We start from the raw sequence: 23,450 nt of genomic DNA, 5'->3' as shown, positions 1-23,450 counted from the left end.
ACGCATAAGCTACGGTCCATTGCGTACGACGTACCCATAGGAGGGCTGATGCCGGAGACATTGCTGGAAGCGGAAGGCCTGCGCAAGCGGTTCGGGGCGACCCAGGCCCTGGACGGCGTGGACCTGACCGTGCCGAACGGAGCGATCATCGGCCTGCTCGGCCCCAACGGCGCCGGGAAGACCACGATGCTGCGCATCCTGTCCACCCTCACCCGCCCCGACGCCGGCCGGGCGCGCGTCGCGGGCTTCGACGTGGTCCGCGACGCGGCGCGGGTCCGCGCGACGATCGGGCTGGCGGGCCAGTCCGCCGCACTCGACGAGAAGCTCACCGGCTACGAGAACCTGCTGATGTTCGGCCGGCTCTCCCGGCTGCGGGAACGCGACGCCAAGGCGCGCGCCGCCGGGCTGCTGGAGCACTACGACCTCGCCGGCGCCGCTGGCCGGCTGGTGTCGACCTACTCGGGCGGGATGCGACGCCGGCTCGACCTGATCAGCAGCCTCATCGTGGCGCCCCGGCTGCTGTTCCTGGACGAGCCCACCACCGGGCTCGATCCCCGCAGCCGCAACGAGATCTGGGAGACGGTCCGCCAGCTCGTCGCCGACGGCACGACGGTGCTGCTGACCACGCAGTATCTGGAGGAGGCCGACCAGCTGGCGGACCGCATCACGATCGTGAACCACGGCCGCGTGGTCGCCGACGGCACCTCGCACGCGCTGAAGGCGGCGATCGGCACCCGGGTGCGCGTCGTACTGCGCGACGGCGCCGATCAGGCCCGGGCCGTGCGGCTGCTCAGCGCGGCGACCGGTTCGCCGGCCCACGCCGGGGCGACGGCGCACGAGGTGGAAGGGGCCTGCGACCCGACGCTGAGGATCCCGGCCATCGTCCGCGAGCTCGACGACGCGGGGGTCGTCGCGGAGGACGTGACTTTGCAGACGCCGAGCTTGGACGAGGTGTTCCTGGCTCTTACTGGGAGTGGGAGCGGGGGCCGGAGCGGCGGCGCGGGCGAGAGCGGGAGCGGTGGCGCCGGCGACGGCGCGGGCGACGGCAGCCACAACTTCGTGTCCGCCCCGACCCCTGACCCGACAACCGTCCCCAGCCCGGAAAGCCTGAGCCGATGACTGAAAACGCCGTCCTCCCCCTCACCGCCGACACCCCGCTGCGCCGCGCCGCCCTGGCCCTCCGCGACGGCCGGGCCATCGTCCAGCGCAACCTCGCCCAGCTCCGCCACGCCCCCGGCGAGATCGTCGGCGCCGTACTCTTCCCCATCATCATGGTCGTGATCTTCGGCTTCATCTTCGGCAGCGCGATCACCGTGCCCGGCGGCGGCAACTATCGCGACTTCCTGATGCCCGGGATGTTCGCGATGACCGCCACCTTCTCCGTGATCGTGACGATGAACAAGGTCGCGGCCGACAACGGCAAGGGCGTGATGGACCGCTTCCGCTCCATGCCCATGGCCCGCTCCGCGGTCCCCTTCGGCCAGACCGGCGCCGACCTGGTCATGTCCACCGTCGGCTTCGCCATCATGGCGATCGTCGGCCTCGTCGTCGGCTGGCGCACCCACGACGGAACCGCCTCCGCCCTCACGGCCCTCGCCCTCATCCTCCTGTTCGCCTACGCCCTCCACTGGGTCGGCGTCCTCCTGGGCCTGATGTTCAAGAACGAATCCACCGCCGACCGCATGACCCCCCTGGTCTTCCCAGTGACAATGCTCTCGAACGCCTTCGTCCCGACCAACGGCATGCCCACCTGGCTCCGCGTAATCGCCGACTGGAACCCGGTCTCCGCCCTGACCCAGGCAACCCGCCACCTCTTCGGCAGCCCCGGCACCGTCACCAGCCACGCCTGGCCGATGCAACACCCGGTCCCGGCAGCACTGCTGTGGGCAGCGGCGATCCTCGTGGTGTGCGTCCCGGTCACTGTGCGCCGGTATCAGCACGCGGGTCGGTAGGCCGGCCGGTGGGCCGGTAGGCGGGGAAGGGATCCGGCGCCGCCGGGGGCCGGATCCAGGGACGGCGGTCGCGCGTGTGCGAGATCGCCGTCCCTGGCGTCGTGTAGGTAGCCGATTGTTCTGGCGGCGGGAGACTGGCTGGCCTGAGGAGTTGGTCTGCTTCCCAGTCCTGGCGGAGGGTCATCCGTCCCGTTCGGCTGGCGGAATATCTCTCGTTGCCAGGTTCGCGACATTCGTTCTGCTGAACGTGTGTACCGAGAACGTGCCAGATTGCTGCTCATGCTGGGACAGCCAGCAGATCTGGTGGAATTAATTCGTGGCACGGCAGGTGTCGTCCTGCTTGCATGTCGTCGTGGCTTTGGGCAGAGAGGAACTCCTCGCAGCGCACGATTCCACCTTGCGCGACCACGCCCCCGCACATCCGCGGCTCGGGACCGTCGTCGAACGGATCGGACCGCTGATCCTTACCCACTGTGGCACTCGCTGCATCGTCGAACACCCGGCCCTGGACGCCGAGGCATCGGCGTCAGCCGCGCAGCTTGTTGCGCAGGTACAGGCGTCCGCAGCTGAGCGTGTGGAACCACTGGAGTGGCGCGTGTTCGCCCACGACAGGGCGGCATCGCAGTTGGCCGAAGCGCTCGACGGGGCAGGGTTCACTGCGGGTTGGGAGCGTAGCGTCCTGGTCGGTGAGGCTGCCGAACTCGACTTGCCCCAGCCTGCAGCGGAGTGCAAGGTCGCCTCGTTCCGTTGGGAAGAGGCGGAGGCTCGGCAGGCACTCGAACTGTCTGCCCGCTCCGGCCCGCACCGGGTCCCCTTGGAGGCCTGGCACACGATGCGCTCCACTCCGAATTGGGACGTCGACATCCGCGTGCTTATCCACCGAGGCAGGGCGATTGCCGCCTGTTGGCTGGAGAACGTCAGGGATACTGCGTTCGTAACGGTCGGCGGCCTGACCGCGCCCCGATCTGAACTACTGGCGGAGCTTCCCCTGTGGCGGCTCCGGAAGCCGACCAAGAAGTTCCTCGTCGTCGATGCTGACGGCGACTTACGCGACGCCCTGCTTGCCGCCAGCTTCTGTGAGGTCACGACGGTTCAGTCGTACCACTGGGCCCCACCGGGCGAGCCCGCTGCAGCCCCACCCGCAAGACAGTCTCTCAACGACGCCGAGTACCTGCACATCGCGCGTCGCTGTGAGGCTCGCATCGGCTTCGACTACGCCAGCGGGAGCGGACGGTACAGCGTGCCAATCGACTCGCGTACCTGGTTCTATGGCATGTTCGGCGGATCCGGCGATCCGGTGATCGCGGCCGCCGAACGCGTCATCGAGCTTGGCCTGCGCGCCTGTGTCCCGCCAGGTGAGTGGGTGTACGAATACCGCCCCTATCTCAACGGCTGGGAGTTCGACCCGCATCGCGTGGGTAATCCGGGGCAGCCACGCTGGCCTGGAAACGCCCTCGCCGACCGCGAGTTCCAGTTTCTCACCACCGCTGACGCCCGCCTGGGCACCTTCGGTCAATACGCCGAACAAACTCTCGTCGTCTTCGGCAACGACCTCATCGAGCAAGTCGGGGAGGAACTGGACCGCCTGCTCGGCGGCGGAGCCTGGACGTTCGACTGAGCCGACTGAGCCAACCGGGGCGGCTGGGGCGGACGGCCATAATTCGGCTGCTGCCGAGAGTCTGGTGCGGCGTCTCGCGCCCGGCTGGGATGTCGATCCTGGCCGAAGGCACTGATCATCTGGACAGCGCCACCTTTTTCAGTTCAGTGGCGGATCCGCCTACGCCCCGCCATCAGAGCTGGGAATTCGCCACCCGAAATGGGTCCCTACAGACCCCTACAAGCCACCTCTCAGCTCTGCGCCATATCCACAAACCGCGAGTAATGCCCCTGGAACGCCACCGTGATGTTCGCGGTCGGGCCGTTACGGTGCTTGGCCACGATCAGGTCGGCCTCGCCCGCGCGCGGGGACTCGCGCTCGTAGGCGTCCTCGCGGTGCAGCAGGATGATGACGTCGGCGTCCTGCTCCAGCGAGCCGGACTCGCGCAGGTCGCTCATCATCGGCCGCTTGTCGGTGCGCTGTTCCGGGCCTCGGTTCAGCTGGCTGATCGCGATCACCGGGACCTCCAGCTCCTTGGCGAGCAGCTTCAGCGACCGGCTGATCTCCGAGACCTCCTGCTGCCGGTTGTCCGGCCGCTTGGAGTTCGCCGCGCTGTGCTGCATCAGCTGCATATAGTCGATGATCACCAGCTGCAGGTCGTGCCGCTGCTTCAACCGCCGCGCCTTGGCCCGGATCTCCATCATCGACATGTTCGGCGAGTCGTCGATGAACAGCGGCGCCTCCGACACCGGTCCCATCCGACGCGCCAGGCGGGCCCAGTCCTCGTCGGTCATGGTGCCGCTGCGCATGTGGTGCAGCGCGACCCGCGCCTCGGCGGACAGCAGGCGCATGATGATCTCGTTGCGGCCCATTTCGAGGGAGAAGATGACGCAGCTCAGGCCGTTCTTGATGGAGCAGCTGCGGGCGAGGTCCAGGCCGAGGGTCGAGTTGTGGGTCGGGATCCACGATCGGCCCGCCAGGTAGAGGTGGTCCTCGTTGTCGACCTCGACGCAGCGGACCGGGACGGACGCGATCGGGCGGACGTCGACGATGTAGCGCCGGCCAGTGGTCGGGTGGTTCCGGGCCGTCAGTCGCACGGCCTTGCGCGTCAGCCGGAACACCTGGTCGGCGGGCGTGAAGGTCACCGTGTACGCGGTGGACGTCGCCTCGCTCCGGCCGGCGACGCGCTTGGTCGTCAGGGTGGCCCGGTAGCCCAGGCTGAGGATCAGCTCGTGGGCGTCGGAGGCCAGCCGCCGGTTCGTCACCGAGAACTGCACGGTGCCCGTCCGGTTCACGTAGCCGTCGCTGTCCAGCAGCCCGGCCAGCAGGGCGCGTCGCTGGCGCACGGACGCCCGCAGGTACGCCGCTGGGATGTGCTTGTCCCCGAGCACCCCCATCGACCGCAGCAGGCCCTGGACGGTGCCGTGCGCGTTGTGGCAGGCCTGGCACCGCCGCAAGCCGCTGGAGGGCTGCCCGCAGTCCGGGCACGACGGTGCCGCGACCGGAGCGCTGAGTGACCGCGCGCGTCCGCCGCAGACCTTGCCGCAGATCCGGACCTGCGAGGTCTTCGGCACGAAGGTGACCCCGCACACCGCGCACGCGCGCTCGGTGGTCTCCGCCGCCGGGAACCGCAGCGAGTAGGCCAGCGGCCCGTTCGCCGTGACGACGAAGCCCTCGGCCTCCAGGTTCGCCACCACTTCCGGGTCGGCCGTGGTGAACCGGGCGGCATCGGTGTGCCCGTCGCCGAGCCAGATGCCGAGCGCGTAGGGCGACAGCGGCAGGTCGGCGTCCGGCAGCTCCACCGCCGCGGCCACGGGTACCGAGTGGTTCAGGCGCGGCTCCGCGGTCTCGCAGCGCAGAGTCCTGGCGATCTCCTCGGTGGTCTTCACCGATCCGGTGGCCCGTGGCGGCCGGGGTCCGCCCGCGCCGACCAGGGCGTGGGCTTCCTGGGCCGCACGCCGCGAGGCCCGGGTCTCGGTGAACCACTGGTGCTGCGCGTCGGCCACGATCACCGAGCCGTCGGAGAACTCGACCTCGTAGCAGGGTCGGCCGGTCATGACCTCGGTCGCGGCCACCACGCGGGTCGGGCGGCCGTCCGCGCCGAGCAGCCGGTCGCCGACGCGGACCGCGCCCATCGTGGTCCAGCCGGCCGGCGTCGGCAGCGGCGTGTCCAGCGCCAGGGCCTTCCCGATGGCCGGCCGCGCCGCGATGATGATCATCTGTCCCGGGTGCAGGCCGTTGGTCAGGGCGTCCAGGTCGTGGAAGCCGGTGGGGACGCCGGTCATCTGGCCGGAGCGGTTGGAGATGGACTCGATCTCGTCGAGGGCGCCTTCCATGGCGTCCGCCAGGGGGACGAAGTCCTCGCTGGAGCGGGCGTCGGTGACGTTGTACATCTCCTGCTGGGCGGCGTCGACGATCTGCTCGACGTCGCTGCCGTCGGTGCTGTAGCCCATCTGGACGATGCGGGTGCCGGCCTCGACCAGGCGGCGGAGGATCGCGCGTTCCTTGACGATCTCGGCGTAGTAGCCGGCGTTGGCGGCGGTGGGGACCGAGTTGATCAGGGTGTGCAGGTAGGGTGCGCCGCCGATGCGGTTGATGTCGCCTTTTTTGGTCAGCAGGGCGGCGACGGTGACCGGGTCGGCCGGCTCGCCGCGGCCGTAGAGTTCCAGGACGGCGCCGAAGACCGCCTCGTGGGCCGGCTTGTAGAAGTCGTTGGCCTTGACGACCTCGATGACCTCGGCGATGGCGTCCTTGGACAGCAGCATGCCGCCCAGCACCGACTGCTCGGCCGGGATGTCCTGGGGCGGGGTGCGTTCGAAGCCGCCCTGGTAGGCCTCGTCGGCGGTGTACGGGAGGTCGTCGATGCTCATGTCCCGCCTCCCTTGCCCGTGCCGTGCCCGCCATGAAACCGAGGTTGGTCCGTACGCCTCACCGTGGGTCCACGGTACGGCGGGGGACTGACAGTCGGGCCTCCAGCCTCCACGGTACGTACTCCGGGCCCGAATGGTCGAGACGGCCGTCCACACCCCCTGTGGATAACCTGTGGAAAACTTGGGGAAAGCTGTGGAGACACGCCGATGAGCCTGGGGACAGAGTGTGGAAGCCCCCTGTGAATAATGCCGCCGGCGGTTGATCGTGGAGTCCTGACGTGCACGGGAGCGTCGCCAAGTTGTCCACTGCCTGTGGAGAAAAATTTTCCGGCAAGAATCTTGCTGGGGGTCCGGTCCTTTGCTAGTCGGCGCCGGCCGTCCACAACCGGCAATGCCCGCCGATGCCGGCCCCCACACCTGGGGAAGGCCCCCGGCGGCGCCGGACCCCGGACCGCGGCGCCGAACGCCCGGCGCCGGACCCCCGGCGCCGGACACCCCGCCGCCCGATATCCGCCCGGCCCGCCCCTAAACCGCCTTCCCCGTCATCCGGTCCAGCAGGTTCCGCGTGGCGCCCTGGATCCGCGAGTCGACGAACCCCGGCGTCGACAGCCCATGGTTCCAGTAGAACGTCCCGGCGTTGAACACCCACGCCCCGGAGTCCCTCTGATGCAGCACGGTGTGCGCCGGCATCTTCGCCGGCTTGTCGTTCTTCCCGTTCCCGGTGAACGGCGACACCGCCAGATACGTGACGTCCGGCCCGTCCTTCCCCGGCCACACCTGGTCGGCCTCCCCGGCCACCAAGTTCGGGATCCGCTCCCCGTCCCGCACCCCGGTCCCGCGCCAGAACCAGTGCCCGGCGGAGTCCACCACCAGCGGCTGCGGCTTGGCGTCGGTCACCACCGACTTGTACATCGCCCCCAGCAGCGACTGCTCCGGCTGCCCGATCACCCGCCACAGGTTGGTCTGCACCTCCCGCGACCGCGCCCCCGGGTCGGCCCGCTCCTTGTAGCACGTCACCTGCCGGTGCTGGGCGCCCTCCGCCGACGCGTCCAGCCGGATGTGCCAGTACAGGTTGTTCGCGGCCATGAACGCCGCGCTGACGCCCTTGTCCAGCGCGGCTTCGAGCGCCGAGCGCATATCCGACGACCAGTACTCGTCGTGCCCGGAGAACACCAGTGCCTTGTACTTCGTGGGATCGATCCGCCCGGCGTGCAAATCGATGCTCGAAGCGTACGAAACGGTATAGCGCTGCGCTTCTACCCAACTCACGAATGCATAGTCAAGGTCGAAATATGTCGGAATCCCGTCACCGACATAAGGCCGGTCGAACGAAACCCGGGTCGAGCAGATGTCCGTCGACCCGTATTGTCCGGTGGGCGTCCAGGCATGGTAAAGACTTGATCCGATCTTCTCATCCCACGGATACATGTTGTATGCCTGGTAAGTGGTGAACGGCAACACCACCAGCAGGTCCGCACTCTGGCGGTCGTCGCGCACCACGAACGGCGCGACGCTCCGGAACTTGGCCTCGTTCTCGAACGTCGCCACGTACAGCCCGCTGGTCCAGTCCGCCGGCACCTCCAGCCGCCACGACGCCGTCCACGGCGCCAGCACCGTCCGCGTCGGCGCCACCACCCGCGGCAGGTCCTGTGTCGTCCCGGCCAGCGCCGGGCTGGTGGCGACCAGGTCCGAGGCCCGGTCGCGCGGCGTCTGCCCGAGCCGGAACACCTTGACCGTGAACTTCTGCGCCGGGCTCACCGTGACGTGGAAGTCGATGGACTCCCCGAGCCCGACGCTGGTCGCCGACGCGTACCCCTTGATCTGCTGCACATGGTCGTTCGACGGCTTGAACCCGAAAGCGCCGGGCCGCCAATTCACGTCGTCCCCGGCCGGAAGCGGCGTGGCCGGCGCTATCGGCCGTTCCGGCGGAGCGCCCTCGTGCGGGTCGTAAGGCTGGCTCGACGAGCCGTGGTTCTCCAGCAGATAGGCGCCGCCGGCCACGGCCGCCGTGCCCAGGCCGCTCAGTATGAGCAGCGATTGCCGGCGGGAAGGGTGATGCACGGCCCGAGTAAATCAGTATCGCGACATCTGGGTAAACGGACGAAAACAACAATCGCCCCACAGCGCGAAGCTGTGGAGCGACTGTTACAAAGCCAGAACCCGGTTGTCGCGAAAGACGCCCGGAATCGGCCTCAGTTGGCGACGACGGTGAGTTCCACCTTCGCCTGGACCTCCGGGTGCAGCCGCACCGAGACGGTGTGCGCGCCGACGGTCTTGATCGGGTTCCCGATCTCGATCCGCCGCTTGTCCACGTCCGGGCCGCCGGCCTTCTTGACCGCGTCGGCGACGTCGGCGACGGTCACGCCGCCGAACAGCCGACCGGACTCGCCGGCCCGGGTCGCCAGCCGGACCCGCAGGCCCTCCAGCTCGGCCTTCAGCTCGTTGGCGTGGGCCAGGTCGCGGACCGTGCGGACCTTGCGGGCCTTGCGGATCAGCTCGATCTGCTTCTCGCCGCCGCGGGTCCACGCGATCGCGTAGCCGCGCGGGACGAGGTAGTTGCGGGCGTAGCCGCCCTTGACCTCGACGACGTCGCCGGGCTCGCCGAGCCCGCCGACCTCATGGGTGAGGATGAGCTTCGTGGTAGCCATGATCTCTCCTCCCCTTCCTAGCGGGTGGTGCTGGTGTAGGGCAGCAGGGCCATCTCGCGGCTGTTCTTGACCGCCACGGCGACGTCGCGCTGGTGCTGGGTGCAGTTGCCGGTCACGCGGCGAGCACGGATCTTCCCGCGGTCCGAAATGAACTTCCGGAGCAGCGTGGTGTCCTTGTAGTCGACGTACGTGACCTTGTCCTTGCAGAAACCGCAAACCTTCTTCTTAGGCTTGCGGAGAGGCGCCTTGGCCATTGGATCTCTCCTGGTTTTACTTCTGTGCTACGAGTTCAAAGGGTCCGTTCGAGGGACCGAGCACTTAGAACGGGGGCTCGTCGTTGCCGTAGCCGCCCCAGCCGCCGTCGCCGCCGCCGGACGCCCAGGGGTCGCCGCCCCCGGAGTTCCCGCCGCCGCCACCGCCGCCGGAGTTGCCGGCATTGCCGCCGTTGCCGCCGCCGCCCCAGCCACCGCCGGAGTTGCCGCCGCCACCGCCGCCGCCGTTGCCGCCGCCGGAGTTGCCACTCCAGCCGCCGCCGTTGCCGCCACCGCCGGAGTTGCCCCCGGAGCCGCCGCCCCAGCCGCCGCCGCCACCGCCGCCACCACCCGGGCCGCCGGGCCGGTTGGCCTTGGTGACCTTCGCCGTCGCGTACTTCAGCGACGGGCCGATCTCCTCGACCTCCAGCTCGATGACCGTGCGGTTCTCGCCTTCCTTGGTCTGGTACGACCGCTGGCGCAGCCGTCCGGAGACCACCACCCGCATGCCGCGGGTCAGCGACTCGGCGACGTTCTCCGCCGCCTGGCGCCAGATCGAGCAGCGCAGGAACAGCGCGTCGCCGTCCTTCCACTCGTTGGTCTGGCGGTCGAAGGTGCGGGGCGTGGACGCGACGGTGAAGTTCGCGACCGCCGCACCCGACGGGGTGAAGCGCAGCTCGGGGTCGTCGGTCAGGTTGCCGACGACGGTGATGACGGTATCGCCTGCCATGCTCAGGTCCTCAAACGTGAGAGCGGAGTGTCTTACCGCTGGTCGGGACGGATGACCTTGGTGCGGACGACGGTCTCGGACAGGTTCGCCTGACGGTCGAACTCCTTGACGGCGTCCGGCGTGGCCTGCACGTCGACGACGGCGTAGATGCCCTCGCTGACCTTCTTGCCGCTCTTGGTCTTGATCTCGTAGGCGAGCCGGCGACGGCCCCAGACGTCGTTCTTCTCGATGCTGCCGCCCAGGTCGCGGATCACCTTGAGGAATCCGTCGAGGGTCGGGGTGATCGAACGCTCGTCGAGGTCCGGGTCCAGGATGACCATGACTTCGTACTGACGCATATGCGTAACCCACCTCCTTTGGACTATGCGGCCACGGTCTCTCCGTGGCAGGAGGGTTTTGCGCGTCTCCGCCGAGTCGGTGCCCGCTCCTGGTAGCTCGCCTGGCGGCACGCTACTCGGGCGGACTGACACACTCGGGGAACGGTCAAGAGTACCCCGGCGCGTCGTCCGGATTGAAATCCGCGTCGGATCATCGCAAGCTGGGTACTGGTGCGATCACCGTCAGTGATCCGTTATGCACAGGTGAGCGAGGTGGCAGGCAATGACACAGACGACCCCCGGCGCCGGCACCGGCGACTACGGCCCCGAGGTGGCCGGGCACCCCGGATCGACGGCCGCCGACTACGCGCTGGACCCGCACGAGCGACCCGGGTTCCACATCGGCTCGCACACTCAGGAAATGGCCCTTTCGGCCGCCGCTGTCGTGCTGGCCGTGATCGGCGCGGTGCTCATCGCCTGGCCCGCCGCGCACATCGTCGGCGGCTGGGTGTCGCTGGCCGGCATCCTCGTCGGGCTGTACGCGCAGCTGACGTCGGACACCACCTACGAGCGCATGGTGAACGTGTGCGCGATCGGCCTGGCGGCGGTGGCGTTCGCCTTCCACATCCACCACGGCGGGCTCTGGTAGCCCTGTCGGCGGCCGCGGTGTCGGACCGAGCCGTTAGCGTGGACGGCATGGCTATGCGCATCGGCTCCCACGTCGACCAGGAAGACCCCGTCGCCGAGGCGGTGGCCCGCGGCGCGGACACCGTCCAGATCTTCCTCGGCGACCCGCAGTCGTGGAAAGCGCCGACCGTCGCGTATCCCGGCGGCGCGGCCGCGCTGAAAGCCGCCGCCGAGGCCGCCGACCTGAGGCTGTACGTGCACTCCGCCTACGGCATCAACGTCGCCTCGCTGAACAACCGGATCCGCATCCCCAGCCGCAAACTGCTCCAGCAGACCGTGACGCTGGCCGCCGAGATCGGGGCCCACGGCGTCGTCGTGCACGGCGGGCACATCACCGCCAAGGACGATCCCGACGCCGGCTTCGAGAACTGGCGCAAGGCCGTGGACCAGTTGGAGCAGCACTGCCCGGTGTTCATCGAGAACACCGCCGGCGGCGACCACGCCATGGCCCGGCGCCTGGACGCGATCGCCAAGCTCTGGGACGCCGTCGGCCACAGCGGCGTCGGCGTGTGCCTGGACACCTGCCACGCCTTCGCGGGCGGCATCCCGCTGGAGTCCGCGGTCGCCGACATCAAGGCCATCACCGGCCGCGTCGACCTGATCCACGCGAATGACTCGCAGGGCGCCTTCGACTCCGGTCTGGACCGGCACGCCAACTTCGGAGCCGGCGAGATCGACCCGGCGGACCTGATCGCGCAGGTGATCACCGAAGCCGGCTGCGACGCGATCTGCGAGACCCCCAACGGGACCGAGGCACAGGCGGTGGACATCAAGTTTCTCCGGGAGCGCGTCGCATAAGGTGGCCCCATGGTCTTGAGGGTGCGGACACTGAGCCGCGAGGAGCATGTGGCGTTCATCGAGGAGCGCGCGGCCGAGAAGAACGCCGCCACTTCCGTCAGCTTCCTGCAATGCCCGTCCTGGGGTGACCTCAAGACCGACTGGCGCGCCGAGTCCGTCGGCTGGGTCGACGAGGGCAGCGGCCGGGTGGTCGGGGCGGGCCTGGTGCTGTACCGGGACCTGCCGATCCCCAAGCGGGACAAGCTGCCGGTGCTGCGGCGCTCCCTGGCCTACCTGCCCGAGGGGCCGATCCTGGACCTCACCGAGCCCGAGGCCGGGCAGGCCCTGAAGGCGCTGCTCAAGCACCTGCGCAAGCAGCGGGCGTTCACCGTGAAGATGGGCCCGCAGCTGGTCTCGCGCCGCTGGAACGCCGAGACGCTGAAGAAGGCGATCGCCGACACCGAGAGCGCGAAGGGCGGCGTCCGCCTCAAGGACATCAAGCCCGACTTCGAGGACCCGGCGGCGCTGCGCGTCATCGAGGCGCTGCGGGCCACCGGCTGGTCCCGCAAAGAGTCCGACGGCGCCGGCTTCGGCGACTTCCAGCCCCGCTACGTCTTCCAGCTCCGGCTGGTCGACGACGCGGGCGAGCCGCGCGCGCTGGACGACGTCCAGAAGGGCTTCAACCAGCTGTGGCGCCGCAACATCAAGAAGGCGGAGAAGAACGGCGTCGAGGTCACCGTCGGCGGCTACGACGATCTGCCGGAGTTCCACAAGCTCTACGAGGTGACCGCGCACCGCGACCACTTCACCCCGCGCCCGCTGGCCTATTTCCAGCGGATGTGGAAGGCGATGGAGGCCGAGGACCCGCGCCGGCTGCGGCTGTACCTGGCCCGGCACGAGGGCGAACTGCTCGCCGCCACCACCCTGGTCACCGTCGGCGACCACGCCTGGTACTCCTACGGAGCCTCGGCCGACCACAAGCGGGAGCTGCGGCCGTCCAACGCCGTGCAGTGGCGGATGCTCAGCGACTCGCACGCCGCCGGGTGCAAGGTCTACGACCTGCGCGGCATCAGTGACACGCTGGACCCGGAGGACCACCTGTTCGGCCTGATCCAGTTCAAGCTGGGGACCGGCGGGCAGGCCGTGGAGTACCTCGGCGAATGGGACTACCCGCTCAATCCGCTGCTGCACCGGGCTTTCGAGCTCTACATGGCGCGGCGCTGAGCTCCGCTCGATCGGCCCGACCGCACAGCTCGACTGCACAGCTCGACCGCTCGGCTCGGCTGCTCGGCTCGACTGTTCAGCCCGATTGCACAGCCTGACTGTTCAGCCCGACTGTTCAGCCCGACCATCCGTTCTGCTCGTTCTGTCTAAGGAGTCGGCACCTTGTCGCTGACGTTGCACGTCGCCACCGACCGCTGGCGCGCCCACCAGGACGGCGTGCTGGCCCGGCACCCCGACCTGGTGCCGGTGGTCAAGGGCGTCAACGGCTACGGCCTGGGCCTGCCGGACCTGATGGAGGCGGCCTCCGAGCTGGCCGCCCGGGGCGTGGACATCACGGCGGTCGGCACGGCCGCCGAGGCCGAGGTCGCCAAGAACCACTACTCGGGCCGCCTGCTGGTGCTGATGCCGTATCTGCCCGGCGAGGAAGTGCACGACCTGCCGGACCGGGTCATCCGCACCGCGGCCGGCGTCGAGGCGCTGGAGGCCCTGGCGGGTCGCCGGGTCGTGGTGGACCTGATGACCGCGATGCGCCGCTTCGGGCTGGACAAGTCCGAGATCCCCAAGCTGGCCGAGGCGCTGGAGTCCGACCAGGTCCGCCTCGAAGGGTTCTCGGTCCACATGCCGCTGAACCGCGTCGGCGGCGGCCGCGGCGGCCGGGATTTTGTCCGTGAGGTCAGCGACTGGATAGACGCGCTGGTGGCGGCCGCCATCCCGGTGCGGACCCTGTACGTCAGCCACCTGTCGCCCGAGGAGATCAGCACTCTGGCCAAGCGCTACCCCGGCACTGCGGTGCGTCCGCGCATCGGCACCGAGCTCTGGCTCGGTGACCGCAAAGCGTTGCAGGCGCGCGGCACGGTGCACAGCGTGCAGAAGGTCAGCAAGGGCGACCGGTTCGGGTACCGGCAGAACAAGGTGCGCGGCGACGGGTATCTGGTGGTTGCCTCCGGCGGCACCGCGCACGGTGTCGGCCTGGAGAACCCGAAGAACTTCCCCCGCGGCCTGGGCGGGCTCGCGCCGCGCGCGAAGTACGTGGCGCGCAACGGCCTGGCGCTGCTCAACCGGACGATGTCGCCGTTCGCCTGGCAGGGCAAGACGTTGTGGTTCGCCGAGCCGCCGCACATGCAGGTTTCGGTGTTGTTCGTGCCCGCCGGGGTGACGCCGCCGGCGGTCGGGGACGAGCTGGCGCTCGAAGTGAGTCCGGTGATGACGCACTTCGACCGGGTCGTCTTCGATTAGGCCTAACCCAGCACCACGATCCCCTAGGCCTAACCCAGCACCACGATCCCGAGCGGCCGCTCTCCGACGTCCAAGCGCTGGGTCGCGCCAGTGCCGAGGTCGACGACGGTGATCCCGTTCCAGTAGCCGTCGCGGGTGAACCCGCCGCTCACGTACGCGGTCTGCCCGTCATGGCTCACGGCCACGTCCTCGTGCGCCCCGTCGAGTTTGTAGACCTGCTCCTGGCCGTCCGGCCCGCGCACCGTCAGCGATGCCGGTCCGTCGACCGTGCCGTCGCTCCCGGTACCGACGACCAGCAGCCGGCCGTCGGCGGCCAGGGCGGTGCCGTGCTGGTGCGTGCCCGCGGTCATCGGCTCCACCCGCACGCCGCCGGTGGCCGGGTCCAGCACCGCCAGGCGCTCGCCCTCGAAGGGCAGCAGCAGGCGGCCGTCGGCGCGGACCTCGGCGTAGTGCGGCTTCAGCCAGCCGCCGAGGCCGCCGGCCGTGCCGTACGGCGCCACGGTCATGCGGCGGGCCGCCAGGTCGGTGGTGCGCACGGCGGTGACGTCGTAGGAGTCGTGGTCCACGGCGTAGGCCTCGGCCCCGTCGCGCGCCATGACGACGTCGAACGGCCGCCGTCCGGTCGCCGCCTGGCCCACGATCGCGTTCGTCCGGGCATCGATCGCCACGAGGACGCCGTCCGCGCCGGGGACGTTGACGCCGACGAACACGCGGGAGCCGTCGGGCGTGATCGCGATACCCATGCCGCCGCCCCGGTACTCGCCGTACGTGGCGCGCCCGGTGTCGACGCCGTAAGGGATTCTCGCGAGCAGCTTCCGTTCCCGGGTGTCGACCACCGCGACCGCCTCGGCCGTGGCCACCCACGCCCGGCCGTCCGGGCCGACCGCGACGCCGTAGGGAGCGGTGCCGACTTCCACGGTGCCGGTCGCGCCGCGCGCGGGGTCGACGAAGGTGACTGTGGTGCCGCCGAAGTCGGCGACGAGGAGCGCATCGGTGTCGGAGGCCGAGGCCGGCTCGGAAACAGGGGAGGTTGGTGCGCTCTGAGCGCTTTGAGCGCTCGGCGTGGCCGGTGTGACCGGTGTGGTCGACGAGCATCCGGCCACCAGCGCGGCAGCGGCCAGCAGCGGCACCACGCCCGCCAGCAGCCGACGCCTGCCGTTCGCGATGCGCATAGTGACCACCTCCCGGGCCTGTCGAACGGATAACGCTGTCTTCCAGCATCACCCAGCCCGACCCCGGCTTGGATCATCCGATCGGATGATCCCCGGATATGAACCTACCCCCGCACCCGCCCCAAGAAGTTCGCCATCGCCCTGGTCACCCGCTTGTCCTGGTACGTCGGATGCCCCAGCGCCAACGGCCACAGGAACGTCCCCGCCGTGAACACCCAGGCCCCGCTCGGCGCCCGGTACACGCTGGTGTTCTGCACGAACCGCGTCCCGTTCGAGATCGTGTAGGGCGAGGCCGTCAGCAGCGCCTGCTCCTCCGCCTTCGCCCTCGGCATCGCCTCGAACAGCGAGTCGGCCTCGCCGCCGAGCAGGCCCGGCAGCTCGTCGCCGTCCTTCAGCCCGGTCCCGGCCCAGAACCAGTGCCCGGACTCGCGGACCACGAGCGGCAGCCGGCCCTTGATGATCCCGCTGTACTGCACGCCCATCAGCTGCTGTTCCGCCCGCGGATGCCCGTCGCCGGCCCGCCACATGCCGGTGGGGAAGTCCTCGACATGCGGGTCCTCGAAGCCCTTGTAGCAGGACATGGTGCGCGTGGCCTCGTCGTAGCGGACGTGCCAGTAGGCGTTGTTGGCGGTCAGGAACGCCAGCGAAGTGCCCGCCGTAACGGCCTCCTCGGCGTGCCGGTACATCTCGGTGGACCAGTACTCGTCGTGCCCGGCGAAGATCAGGCCCTTGTACTTCGACGGATCGATGCGGCCCGCGTGCAGATCCAGGCCGGTGGCATAGGTGAGGTCGTAGCCCACGCCCTCGGCCCACTGGATGAACGACTGCTCGCGGACGAAGCCGTCCGGCAGACCGTCCGCGAAGTAAGGCCGCGCGAACGACACCTGCGTGGCCCGCGCCGGATTCGAGATCCAGCCTCGCGCATCGGCCGAGAACTTGGCCTTCAACGCCGGGTCGCCTTCGGCGTCATCTTTGCTGACGTAGCCGTAGTAGACGTTCCGGCCGGTGGCGCCGTCGCGCGGCCACCAGTTGTACGCCTGCCAGCTCGTCGACGGCAGCACCACGAGGAAGTCGGCCGTCGCGGCGTCGTCGCGGACCACGAACGGGACGTAGTTCCGGAACCCGTCGGCTTTGTCGAGCACTGCCACGTACGTCCCCGAGACCCAGTCCGCGGGCACATCCAGCGTCCACGCCACCGGCCACTCCACCGCGATCCGCCCGGTCTCCGGATCCGGCGTCGGTACCGGCTGCGGCCCGGCCTCCAGGCGCGGCGACACCAGCACGCGCCGCCCGGCGGCGCCGCCGTAGTACCCGAGCCGATAAACGGAGACAGTGAAAGCCCCCGCCGGCTCCACTGCCACATGGAAGTCGATCGACGACCCCGCGGCCACCGAATCGGTCGACGCGTAGCCCTTGATCTGGCGCTCGTAGTCGGTCGCGGCCCGCGACTTCCCCGCGCCCATCCGCCAGTCCGCCGAACCCGGACGCGCGTTCTCAGCCGTGACCCGGTTGCCGTCGGCCGGAAGCACCGCCGTCGGCAGCCCCGCGCGCGGATCCCCGAGCTTGCTCGGCCCGGCCTTCACATGAGCGGCACGCAACACGGCGCGCGCGGCCGAGGCCGTGTTGGTCTTCTTGGCCAGATCGCGCAGGAATCTCGACGGGCTCGACATGCCGTCGATCGTAGTTTCTCGCCGCCGGACTCGTCGCGGCGGCCCGCGTCCGCGACGGGCACCGGACCGTCGGCGGCCGTGCCGGCCCGGACTTCAGCCCGCCCACTGCCCGGACAGGAACAGCACCGCGACCCCGACCATGATCGGCGCGGCACAGCACAGGTAGAGTGTCTTCACCACCGGCCGGCGCACGGCCCAGGCCGCGAGCATCGTCCACAGCGGCCACCACAGCAGCATCGCCCGGGGCACCGACATGAACCAGGTGGTGGTCCCCAGCGCGAACAACGACAGGCCGACGTAGACGGCCTCCGGCCAGCGGCGGCGGACCAGCAGCACCGCGGTCAGCGCCAAGCCCGCCACGACCGCCAGCAGTTCCAGCTGGAACACCCAGGCGGTGTGGCCCTCCTGCGTGCCGCCGAACGCGGCGCGCCAGGTCTGGTCCCAGGCCGACTTCGGGTCCTTGAACGTCCGGAACCAGCCCGCTGCCTGCGCGTGCTGCCAGGCGAGCCAGTCGCCGGTCTCGCTGTGCAGATAGAGCATGTAGCCGGCGGCCGGGAGCACCGGGACCACCAGCAGCGGCAGCTGTTCCCGGCGGCGCCGGCCGGGTCCGGCGAGCAGGAACTCCAGCGCGATCGCCGCGGCCAGGAACAGCCCGTTGATCCGCACGGCGCTCGCCCCGGCCGCCAGTACGACGGCCAGCACCCACCTGTCCCGCCGCGCGGCCAGCCACGCCGGGAACGCGAACGCCACGAAGAGACTCTCGCTGTAGCCGGCGGCCAGGAACACGGCCGCGGGCGCGAGGGCGAAGAACAGTGCGGCGTTCGCAGCACCCTGAGCACCTGCGCGCTCCGGCTCCGGCTCCGGCTGCGGCTCCGGCTGCGGTTCCGGCTGCGGCTCCGGTTCGGCAGCGGCGCCGGAATGCTCGCTGGAACCCTCGCCGGAACGCTCGCCGCGCTTCCGCGCCAGATTCTCGTCCCCCGCGAGCTTCCCCAAAGCCACCACGGCGACGGTCCCGGCCACCAGCGACACCAGCAGCCCGGCGGCGGTCCAGTTCCACACCACCAGGTGCACGAACCACATCGCTGTCGGGAAGCCGGGGAAGAACGCCACATGTGTGGATTCGGTGCCGGCGCCGAAATAGCCGTCCCGGGCTATGGAGACGAAGATCCCCGCGTCCCAGCGGTCGAACCGCGCCAGCCACGGCCCCGGCGGCTCCGGGCCGCCGGCGAACAGCCAGGCGGCGATCCATGCCAGCACGATCAGCCCCAGCCGGGACGGCCCCCACACCGCCAGCGCAGCCCGGCCGTCCGCGCCCAACAGGTGCTTGAGCCCTGATCCGGCTTCAGCTTCCGGTCTCGCTCCTCGCTCCGCTGCGCGCCCTGCTCCCCGCTCCGCTGTGCGCCGCGTTCCCGGCTCCGCTGTGCGCCCCGTTCCCCGCTCCGCTACCGACCGCGTCCTCGGGCGGACCGGTATGCCACTCGGTTCGCCGGGCGCACCCGGTTCGTCCGGCTCGCTCGGTTCGTTCGGGACGGCGGACGCGACGGCGGCGGAACCCCCGCTCACGTCCTCATTCCGGGCTCACACCGAGGCCAGTTCGGGCTCGCCGACCGCCCCGTGCTGCGCCCGGTGCGACCGCGGCTGCGCCCACGCCCACACGTCCGGGCTGTCGGAGAGCGCGCCGCCGGCCGGGTCGTCGTCGACGCCGTCGGCGCGCACCGGGTCCCGGCGCGGGTCGAGCACGTCCCGGATCACCTGCACCATCAGGTACAGCACGCCGGCCAGGTGCAGCAGGATCGCCCAGACGTAGAAGTTGTCCGGCAGGCCGCGGGTGTTGCCGTTGGACGGCCCGGACTGCCACACCAGGTAGTACCAGACCGCCAGGTAGTACACGACCTCGCAGCACTGCCACACCAGGAAGTCGCGCCAGCGCGGCCGGGCCAGCGCCGCCAGCGGGATCAGCCAGAGCACGTACTGTGGCGAGTAGACCTTGTTCAGCAGCACGAACACCGCGATGGTGAGGAACGCCAGCTGCGCGAACCGCGGGCGGCGGCGGGCCATCAGGCCCAGCAGCGCCACGCCCAGCCAGCCGGCCAGCACCAGGGCGATGATCACCACGTTCTTGTTCGGCGGCTCCCAGTCCCACCAGTGGCGGATCGCGAACCACGGCGAGCCCAGGTCGATCGGGCGGTTGTCGTTGAAGGTGAAGAAGTACTTCCAGCCGTGGTAGGCGAAGATCATCACCGGGGCGTTCACCGCCAGCCAGGTCACCACCGCGGCGCCGGCCGAGGTGCTCCACTGCCGCATCCGCCCGGCCCGCCAGCACAGCACCAGCAGCGGGATCAGCAGGAACACCGGGTACAGCTTGGTCGCCGACCCCAGGCCGAGCGCGATCCCGGCCACCACCGGTTTGCCGCGGGCCCAGGCCAGCATCCCGACCGAGGCCAGGGTGACCGCGATCAGGTCCCAGTTTATGGTTCCGGTCAGCAGCAGCCCCGGGGCCAGCGCGAACATCGCCGCGTCCCAGGGTCTGCGTCCGGCCAGCCCGATCACCGCCACCACGCAGACCAGTGAGAACGCGACCAGGAACCAGGTGGTCACGTTGTAGAACCAGCGCACCTGGTCCGGCGTGTTGTCACCGAGCTGCCGGGCCAGCAGCGCCGCGGTCTCCATGGTGGCCCCGGCCACGACCGGGTACTCCAGGCCGTAGTTCCCGGTCGCGGTGTCGGTCTGCCGGTAGGGCGTGAGCCCCTTGTCGAAGCCCCGGCCGTAGTACATGTACGGCACGTCGGTGTAGCACAGGTGGTTGTACTGCTGCTTGCCGCCGGCGTTCCACGCCGACTTGTAGCACGGCGAGCGCTGGGCCACGCCCAGCCCCAGCGTCAGCAGCGTGAGCAGCACCAGCACCCGGGCCACCGTCGTGATCGCCCGCCGGGACCCCACGCGGGGCCGGAGGGCGCGCACGCCCAGCGGTCCGCCGAGCGCGTCCGAGGCGGCGTTCACCACCGGATCGTCGAGCGAGGGGGCGACAAGAATGGGTGCCAGGGCGTCCCGGCCCGTCGGATCCCCCGACGAGCCGGCCGCCTCCTCGTTCACGTCCGAACTCACTCGGACATCGTGCCCTACCGGGCCGTTCCCCGTCTGCATGTCCCGGCAAGATTCCCGGCGCGCTACTGGCCCGTGGTCGACGTCGGCGGACCGCCCGACGTCGAGGACGAGGTCGGTGCCGACGACGAGGACGACGAGGACGTGTACCACTCACAGCCCGGTTCGCCCGGATGCGCCTTGCAGTACCGGGACGAGGACGTGCTCGGATTCCCGGTCGGCCCGGTCGGGGTGCTGGTGTTCTGCGTCCCGGTCGCGGTCGGCTGGGTCGGCTGGGTGTCGGTGTTCGTCGGCGGCAGCGGCACGCACATCTGCGCCCCGGGGTCCCACTTCCCGTTCGGCCCGCAGTCCTGCGGCGGCGGCGCCGGCTGGTTGCTGCTGGTGGTCGGGGTCGGCGTGGGCGTCGGGGTCGGGGTCGGCACCACCACGCCCTGGCAGTTCGGCTCCGAGCCGGTCGGCGTGCCGGGCAGCGAGCTGCCGCCCACCGTGCCGGGCGCCACGGACTGCCCCAGGGACACCAGCTGGCTGACGCCGGAGCAGACCGGGGCGTAGGGCGCGAACGGCGGCGCGAAGTTCTTGCTCCGGCCCATCTCGATGGTCATGAACTTGGACCAGACCGTGGTCGGCCAGTCCATACCGTTGATCCGCTTGCTCTGGTCGTTGTAGCCCAGGCCCTTGATCGACTCCAGGGTCTTGCCCGGGGTCTGCCGGAAGATCGTCACCGCCGTGGACAGCGTGCCGGAATACCCGGTGAACCACGCCGAGTGGTTGCTGTCGGTGGTACCGGTCTTGCCGGCCAGGTTGCCGCCCGCGGCGTCCATGACCTTGCGGGCGTCGGTGTTGCCGTACGCGGTGCCGCCGGGCTTCAGCACGCCCTGCAGCGCCTCGGTGACGCCGGCCGCGGTGTTGGCCGAGATCACCTGCTTGTTGATGGTGGCGCCGCGCCGGTCGGCCGGCGGCGTCCAGACCACCTTGCCGGTGCGCTGGTCGATGATCTCCTTGACCTGGATCGGCTCGTGCGAGACGCCGCCGTTGGCGAAGGCGCCGTAGACGTTGGCCATCCGCATCGGCGTGATCTCGGCGGTGCCCAGGGTCAGCGAGGCGACCGGCAGGAAGTCGGTGGTGTTCTCCTTGATGCCCAGCGCCTGCGCCATGTTGTAGACCGCCGGCAGGCCGACCGCCGGGTCCAGCTCCAGCGCGGCGAAGACCGAGTTCAGCGACATCGCCATGCCCTCGCTCAAGGTGGCCACGCCGTTGGGCGCGGCTTCCTCGTCCTCGTTGGGCGGCCAGAGTTCTTCCTTGTGCGTCTTCTCGTTGAGGAAGGTGATCGGCTTGGTGGCGCCGGGCAGGAACAGCGGCACGGTGTTGCTGCCGGGCTTGGTGCTGTCCAGGGAGAACTTGCCGGACTGCAGCGCGGTGGCCAGGGTGATCGGCTTGAACGTCGAACCGACCTGGACGCCACCCTGCAGGGCGTAGTTGAAGGCGTCCTTGCTGTAGTTCTCCTCGCCGTCGGTGCCGGTGTAGAACGACTTCAGGTAGCCGTTCTTCGGGTCCACCGAGGCGAAGGCCAGGTGCACGTCGTGGTCGGAGGTGTGCTTGGGGTTCAGCTTGCCGCCCCCGCCGCCGGAGGTGCCCTTCCACAGCGCGTCGGCGGCGGTGACGGAGTCGTCCATCATCTGCTTGTTGTAGGTGGTGACGATCTTGTAGCCGCCCTTGGACAGCGTGTCGATGTTGGCGAACTCCGCGGTCTGCTGGTCGCTGCCGCCGTAGGTGTTGAGCTGCGCCGTCAGATAGGCCGTGGCGGCGTCCTTGAGGTAGCCCTTGTAGCCGGACAGGTCCTCGGACTTCTGGTCCACGACCTTGGGCAGCTTGTCCTGGAACTGGTCGGTGACCGTCTTGGGCTCGAACTTGTAGTCCGACATGTTCTTCAGGATCGCGTTGTAGCGGCGCTTGAAGCGGTCCATGGTCTTGGGGTTGGCGGCCTGGGCGGCCGGGTTGGCCAGCGCGTGCGAGAAGTTGCTGGGGTCGTTGACCAGCGCGGCCAGGAAGGCGGCGGCGCCGACGTCGCTCTCGCTCACGTCCTTGATCGGCTTGCCCAGGTAGAGCCGGGACGCGGCGTCGATGCCGTAGGCGCCGCGGCCGAACGAGATCTGGTTCAGGTAGCCCAGCAGGATCCGCTGCTTGCTCCAGCTGTGGCTGAGCTTTATCGAGATCAGGACCTCGTTGATCTTCCGGGCCAGGGTCTGGTCCTGGGTCAGGAAGGCGTTCTTGACGTACTGCTGGGTGATCGTCGAGCCGCCCTGGGTGTTGCCGCTGCCGAACAGGTCGTTCAGCGCCGAGCGGGCCACGCCGGAGAAGGACACGCCGGGGTCGGTCCAGAAGGAGTAGTTCTCCGCGGCCACGAAGGCGTTCTGGACCACCTTCGGGATCTGGTTTATGTCCTTGACCTCGAAGTAGTTGATGCCGATCGTGGTGATCGGGGTGGCGCCGTCGTCAAAGGTGAAGATCGTCGGGTCGCCCGCGGCGATGCTGTTGTGGACGTTCGGGATCGTGGTGTTGGCGTAGGCGTACGCCACCAGTCCTATGACGCTGAACAGGAACGCCAGGAAGACCGAGAGCAGCTGCTTGATGGAGGGCATCCAGTGCCGCCACCCGCGCTTGCCGTAGCGCGGGTAGTCGATGAACTTCATCCACCAGTCCTTGGGCGGCAGGCCGCCGTCGGCGCCCGCGCGGGCGCCGCGGGCTCCGCCGCGGGCGCGACCGCGCCGACCGCCGGGCGCCCCGGTGCCGCCGGTGCCGCCGGAGACCGTGGCGTGGTCGCCGCCCCGGTCGTAGTGGTCGCCCTGGTCGTACTGGCCGTACTGGTCGTCGTGGGCGCCGCGGCCGTCGCCGCCGTCGTCCCAGTCCTCGTCCCGGGCACCGCGTCGGCCGCCGCGTTTGGCGAACACCCCTGAGAGCTGGTCGGCCAAACCCTCGAGCTTGTCGCCGACACCGCCGGCGCTGGCCGAACGACGGCCGCCGCCGCGCGACCCGCCTGCTCCGGCACGTCGACTGCCGTGCTCGCTCATCCCTGAAGTCCGCCTCACTGAAGTTCTCGGTGCAGCTTCGCTTTCCCCGCACCCCCGCGGACCGGCAGGCGCGGCGGCGCCGGCCGCCGCACGCCGGCTTGCTCGCGGAGACGCCCGGAACCGTACAGCCGGTTGCGATCGGGGCCCCG

At 70.0% G+C, this 23,450-nt stretch carries 18 protein-coding genes; 7 read left to right on the top strand and 11 right to left on the bottom strand.

Annotated features, from left to right (window positions below; translation table 11 throughout):
* Positions 1-48: 48 nt before the first annotated feature.
* The 3 genes from ABD481_RS38445 to ABD481_RS38435 all read left to right on the top strand — a co-directional run bounded on the left by ABD481_RS38445 (position 49) and on the right by ABD481_RS38435 (position 3,570).
* Positions 49-1,119, top strand: a complete 1,071-nt coding sequence (locus ABD481_RS38445) for an ATP-binding cassette domain-containing protein (protein WP_344670808.1) — start codon at positions 49-51, stop codon at positions 1,117-1,119.
* Entirely contained in the window at positions 1,116-1,952 is an 837-nt protein-coding gene (locus tag ABD481_RS38440) for an ABC transporter permease (RefSeq protein ID WP_344670807.1), read from the top strand. Before ABD481_RS38445 ends, ABD481_RS38440 begins: the two co-directional genes overlap by 4 nt.
* A 316-nt stretch (positions 1,953-2,268) precedes the next feature.
* On the top strand, positions 2,269-3,570 hold the full coding sequence (locus ABD481_RS38435) for a DUF2716 domain-containing protein (RefSeq protein ID WP_344670806.1): 1,302 nt from the start codon (positions 2,269-2,271) through the stop codon (positions 3,568-3,570).
* 230 nt (positions 3,571-3,800) lie between these two features.
* On the opposite strand, the gene dnaB is transcribed toward ABD481_RS38435, so the two are convergent.
* The 6 genes from dnaB to rpsF all read right to left on the bottom strand — a co-directional run bounded on the left by dnaB (position 3,801) and on the right by rpsF (position 10,386).
* The gene (gene dnaB / locus ABD481_RS38430) at positions 3,801-6,419 is read right to left on the bottom strand and encodes a replicative DNA helicase (RefSeq protein ID WP_344670805.1); all 2,619 of its coding nucleotides are present in this window, start codon (positions 6,417-6,419) and stop codon (positions 3,801-3,803) included.
* A gap of 525 nt (positions 6,420-6,944) precedes the next feature.
* Positions 6,945-8,480 carry a N,N-dimethylformamidase beta subunit family domain-containing protein gene (locus ABD481_RS38425; protein ID WP_344670804.1) on the bottom strand — a complete coding sequence of 512 codons (1,536 nt, stop codon included), beginning with the start codon at positions 8,478-8,480 and terminating at the stop codon, positions 6,945-6,947.
* 131 nt (positions 8,481-8,611) lie between these two features.
* A complete protein-coding gene (gene rplI / locus ABD481_RS38420) occupies positions 8,612-9,067 on the bottom strand; it encodes a 50S ribosomal protein L9 (RefSeq protein ID WP_344670803.1) in 456 nt (151 codons plus the stop codon).
* A gap of 17 nt (positions 9,068-9,084) precedes the next feature.
* Positions 9,085-9,321, bottom strand: a complete 237-nt coding sequence (rpsR, locus tag ABD481_RS38415; RefSeq protein ID WP_344654925.1) for a 30S ribosomal protein S18 — start codon at positions 9,319-9,321, stop codon at positions 9,085-9,087.
* Between the two features lie 64 nt (positions 9,322-9,385).
* Complete coding sequence (locus ABD481_RS38410; protein ID WP_344670802.1) at positions 9,386-10,048, bottom strand: single-stranded DNA-binding protein; 663 nt, start codon at positions 10,046-10,048, stop codon at positions 9,386-9,388.
* A gap of 32 nt (positions 10,049-10,080) precedes the next feature.
* Positions 10,081-10,386, bottom strand: coding sequence for a 30S ribosomal protein S6 (gene rpsF / locus ABD481_RS38405; protein ID WP_344670801.1), 306 nt, complete (start codon positions 10,384-10,386; stop codon positions 10,081-10,083).
* A gap of 262 nt (positions 10,387-10,648) precedes the next feature.
* Between rpsF and ABD481_RS38400 the strand changes: the two genes are divergently transcribed.
* The 4 genes from ABD481_RS38400 to ABD481_RS38385 all read left to right on the top strand — a co-directional run bounded on the left by ABD481_RS38400 (position 10,649) and on the right by ABD481_RS38385 (position 14,289).
* A complete protein-coding gene (locus tag ABD481_RS38400; RefSeq protein WP_344670800.1) occupies positions 10,649-11,014 on the top strand; it encodes a hypothetical protein in 366 nt (121 codons plus the stop codon).
* 47 nt (positions 11,015-11,061) lie between these two features.
* Positions 11,062-11,850, top strand: a complete 789-nt coding sequence (locus ABD481_RS38395; RefSeq protein ID WP_344670799.1) for a deoxyribonuclease IV — start codon at positions 11,062-11,064, stop codon at positions 11,848-11,850.
* A 9-nt stretch (positions 11,851-11,859) separates the two neighbouring features.
* Entirely contained in the window at positions 11,860-13,053 is a 1,194-nt protein-coding gene (locus ABD481_RS38390; protein WP_344670798.1) for a lipid II:glycine glycyltransferase FemX, read from the top strand.
* A 162-nt stretch (positions 13,054-13,215) separates the two neighbouring features.
* Positions 13,216-14,289, top strand: coding sequence for an alanine racemase (locus tag ABD481_RS38385; protein WP_344670797.1), 1,074 nt, complete (start codon positions 13,216-13,218; stop codon positions 14,287-14,289).
* A 29-nt stretch (positions 14,290-14,318) separates the two neighbouring features.
* On the opposite strand, the gene ABD481_RS38380 is transcribed toward ABD481_RS38385, so the two are convergent.
* From ABD481_RS38380 to ABD481_RS38360, 5 genes are all read right to left on the bottom strand, one after another.
* Entirely contained in the window at positions 14,319-15,461 is a 1,143-nt protein-coding gene (locus tag ABD481_RS38380) for a YncE family protein (protein WP_344670796.1), read from the bottom strand.
* A gap of 104 nt (positions 15,462-15,565) precedes the next feature.
* Positions 15,566-17,131 (bottom strand): N,N-dimethylformamidase beta subunit family domain-containing protein, encoded by a 1,566-nt coding sequence (locus tag ABD481_RS38375; RefSeq protein ID WP_344670795.1) that lies wholly within the window; start codon positions 17,129-17,131, stop codon positions 15,566-15,568.
* 93 nt (positions 17,132-17,224) lie between these two features.
* Complete coding sequence (locus ABD481_RS38370; RefSeq protein ID WP_344670794.1) at positions 17,225-18,448, bottom strand: mannosyltransferase family protein; 1,224 nt, start codon at positions 18,446-18,448, stop codon at positions 17,225-17,227.
* A gap of 261 nt (positions 18,449-18,709) precedes the next feature.
* On the bottom strand, positions 18,710-20,236 hold the full coding sequence (locus tag ABD481_RS38365; protein WP_344670793.1) for a glycosyltransferase family 87 protein: 1,527 nt from the start codon (positions 20,234-20,236) through the stop codon (positions 18,710-18,712).
* A gap of 62 nt (positions 20,237-20,298) precedes the next feature.
* Positions 20,299-23,301 (bottom strand): transglycosylase domain-containing protein, encoded by a 3,003-nt coding sequence (locus ABD481_RS38360; protein WP_344670792.1) that lies wholly within the window; start codon positions 23,299-23,301, stop codon positions 20,299-20,301.
* Positions 23,302-23,450: the final 149 nt, after the last annotated feature.

The sequence above is a fragment of the Catenulispora yoronensis genome, assembly GCF_039531695.1.
In the GTDB taxonomy this organism is placed as follows: domain Bacteria; phylum Actinomycetota; class Actinomycetes; order Streptomycetales; family Catenulisporaceae; genus Catenulispora; species Catenulispora yoronensis.
The sequence above is the reverse complement of the archived record's forward strand: the minus strand, read 5'-3'. Positions and strand labels throughout refer to the sequence as shown.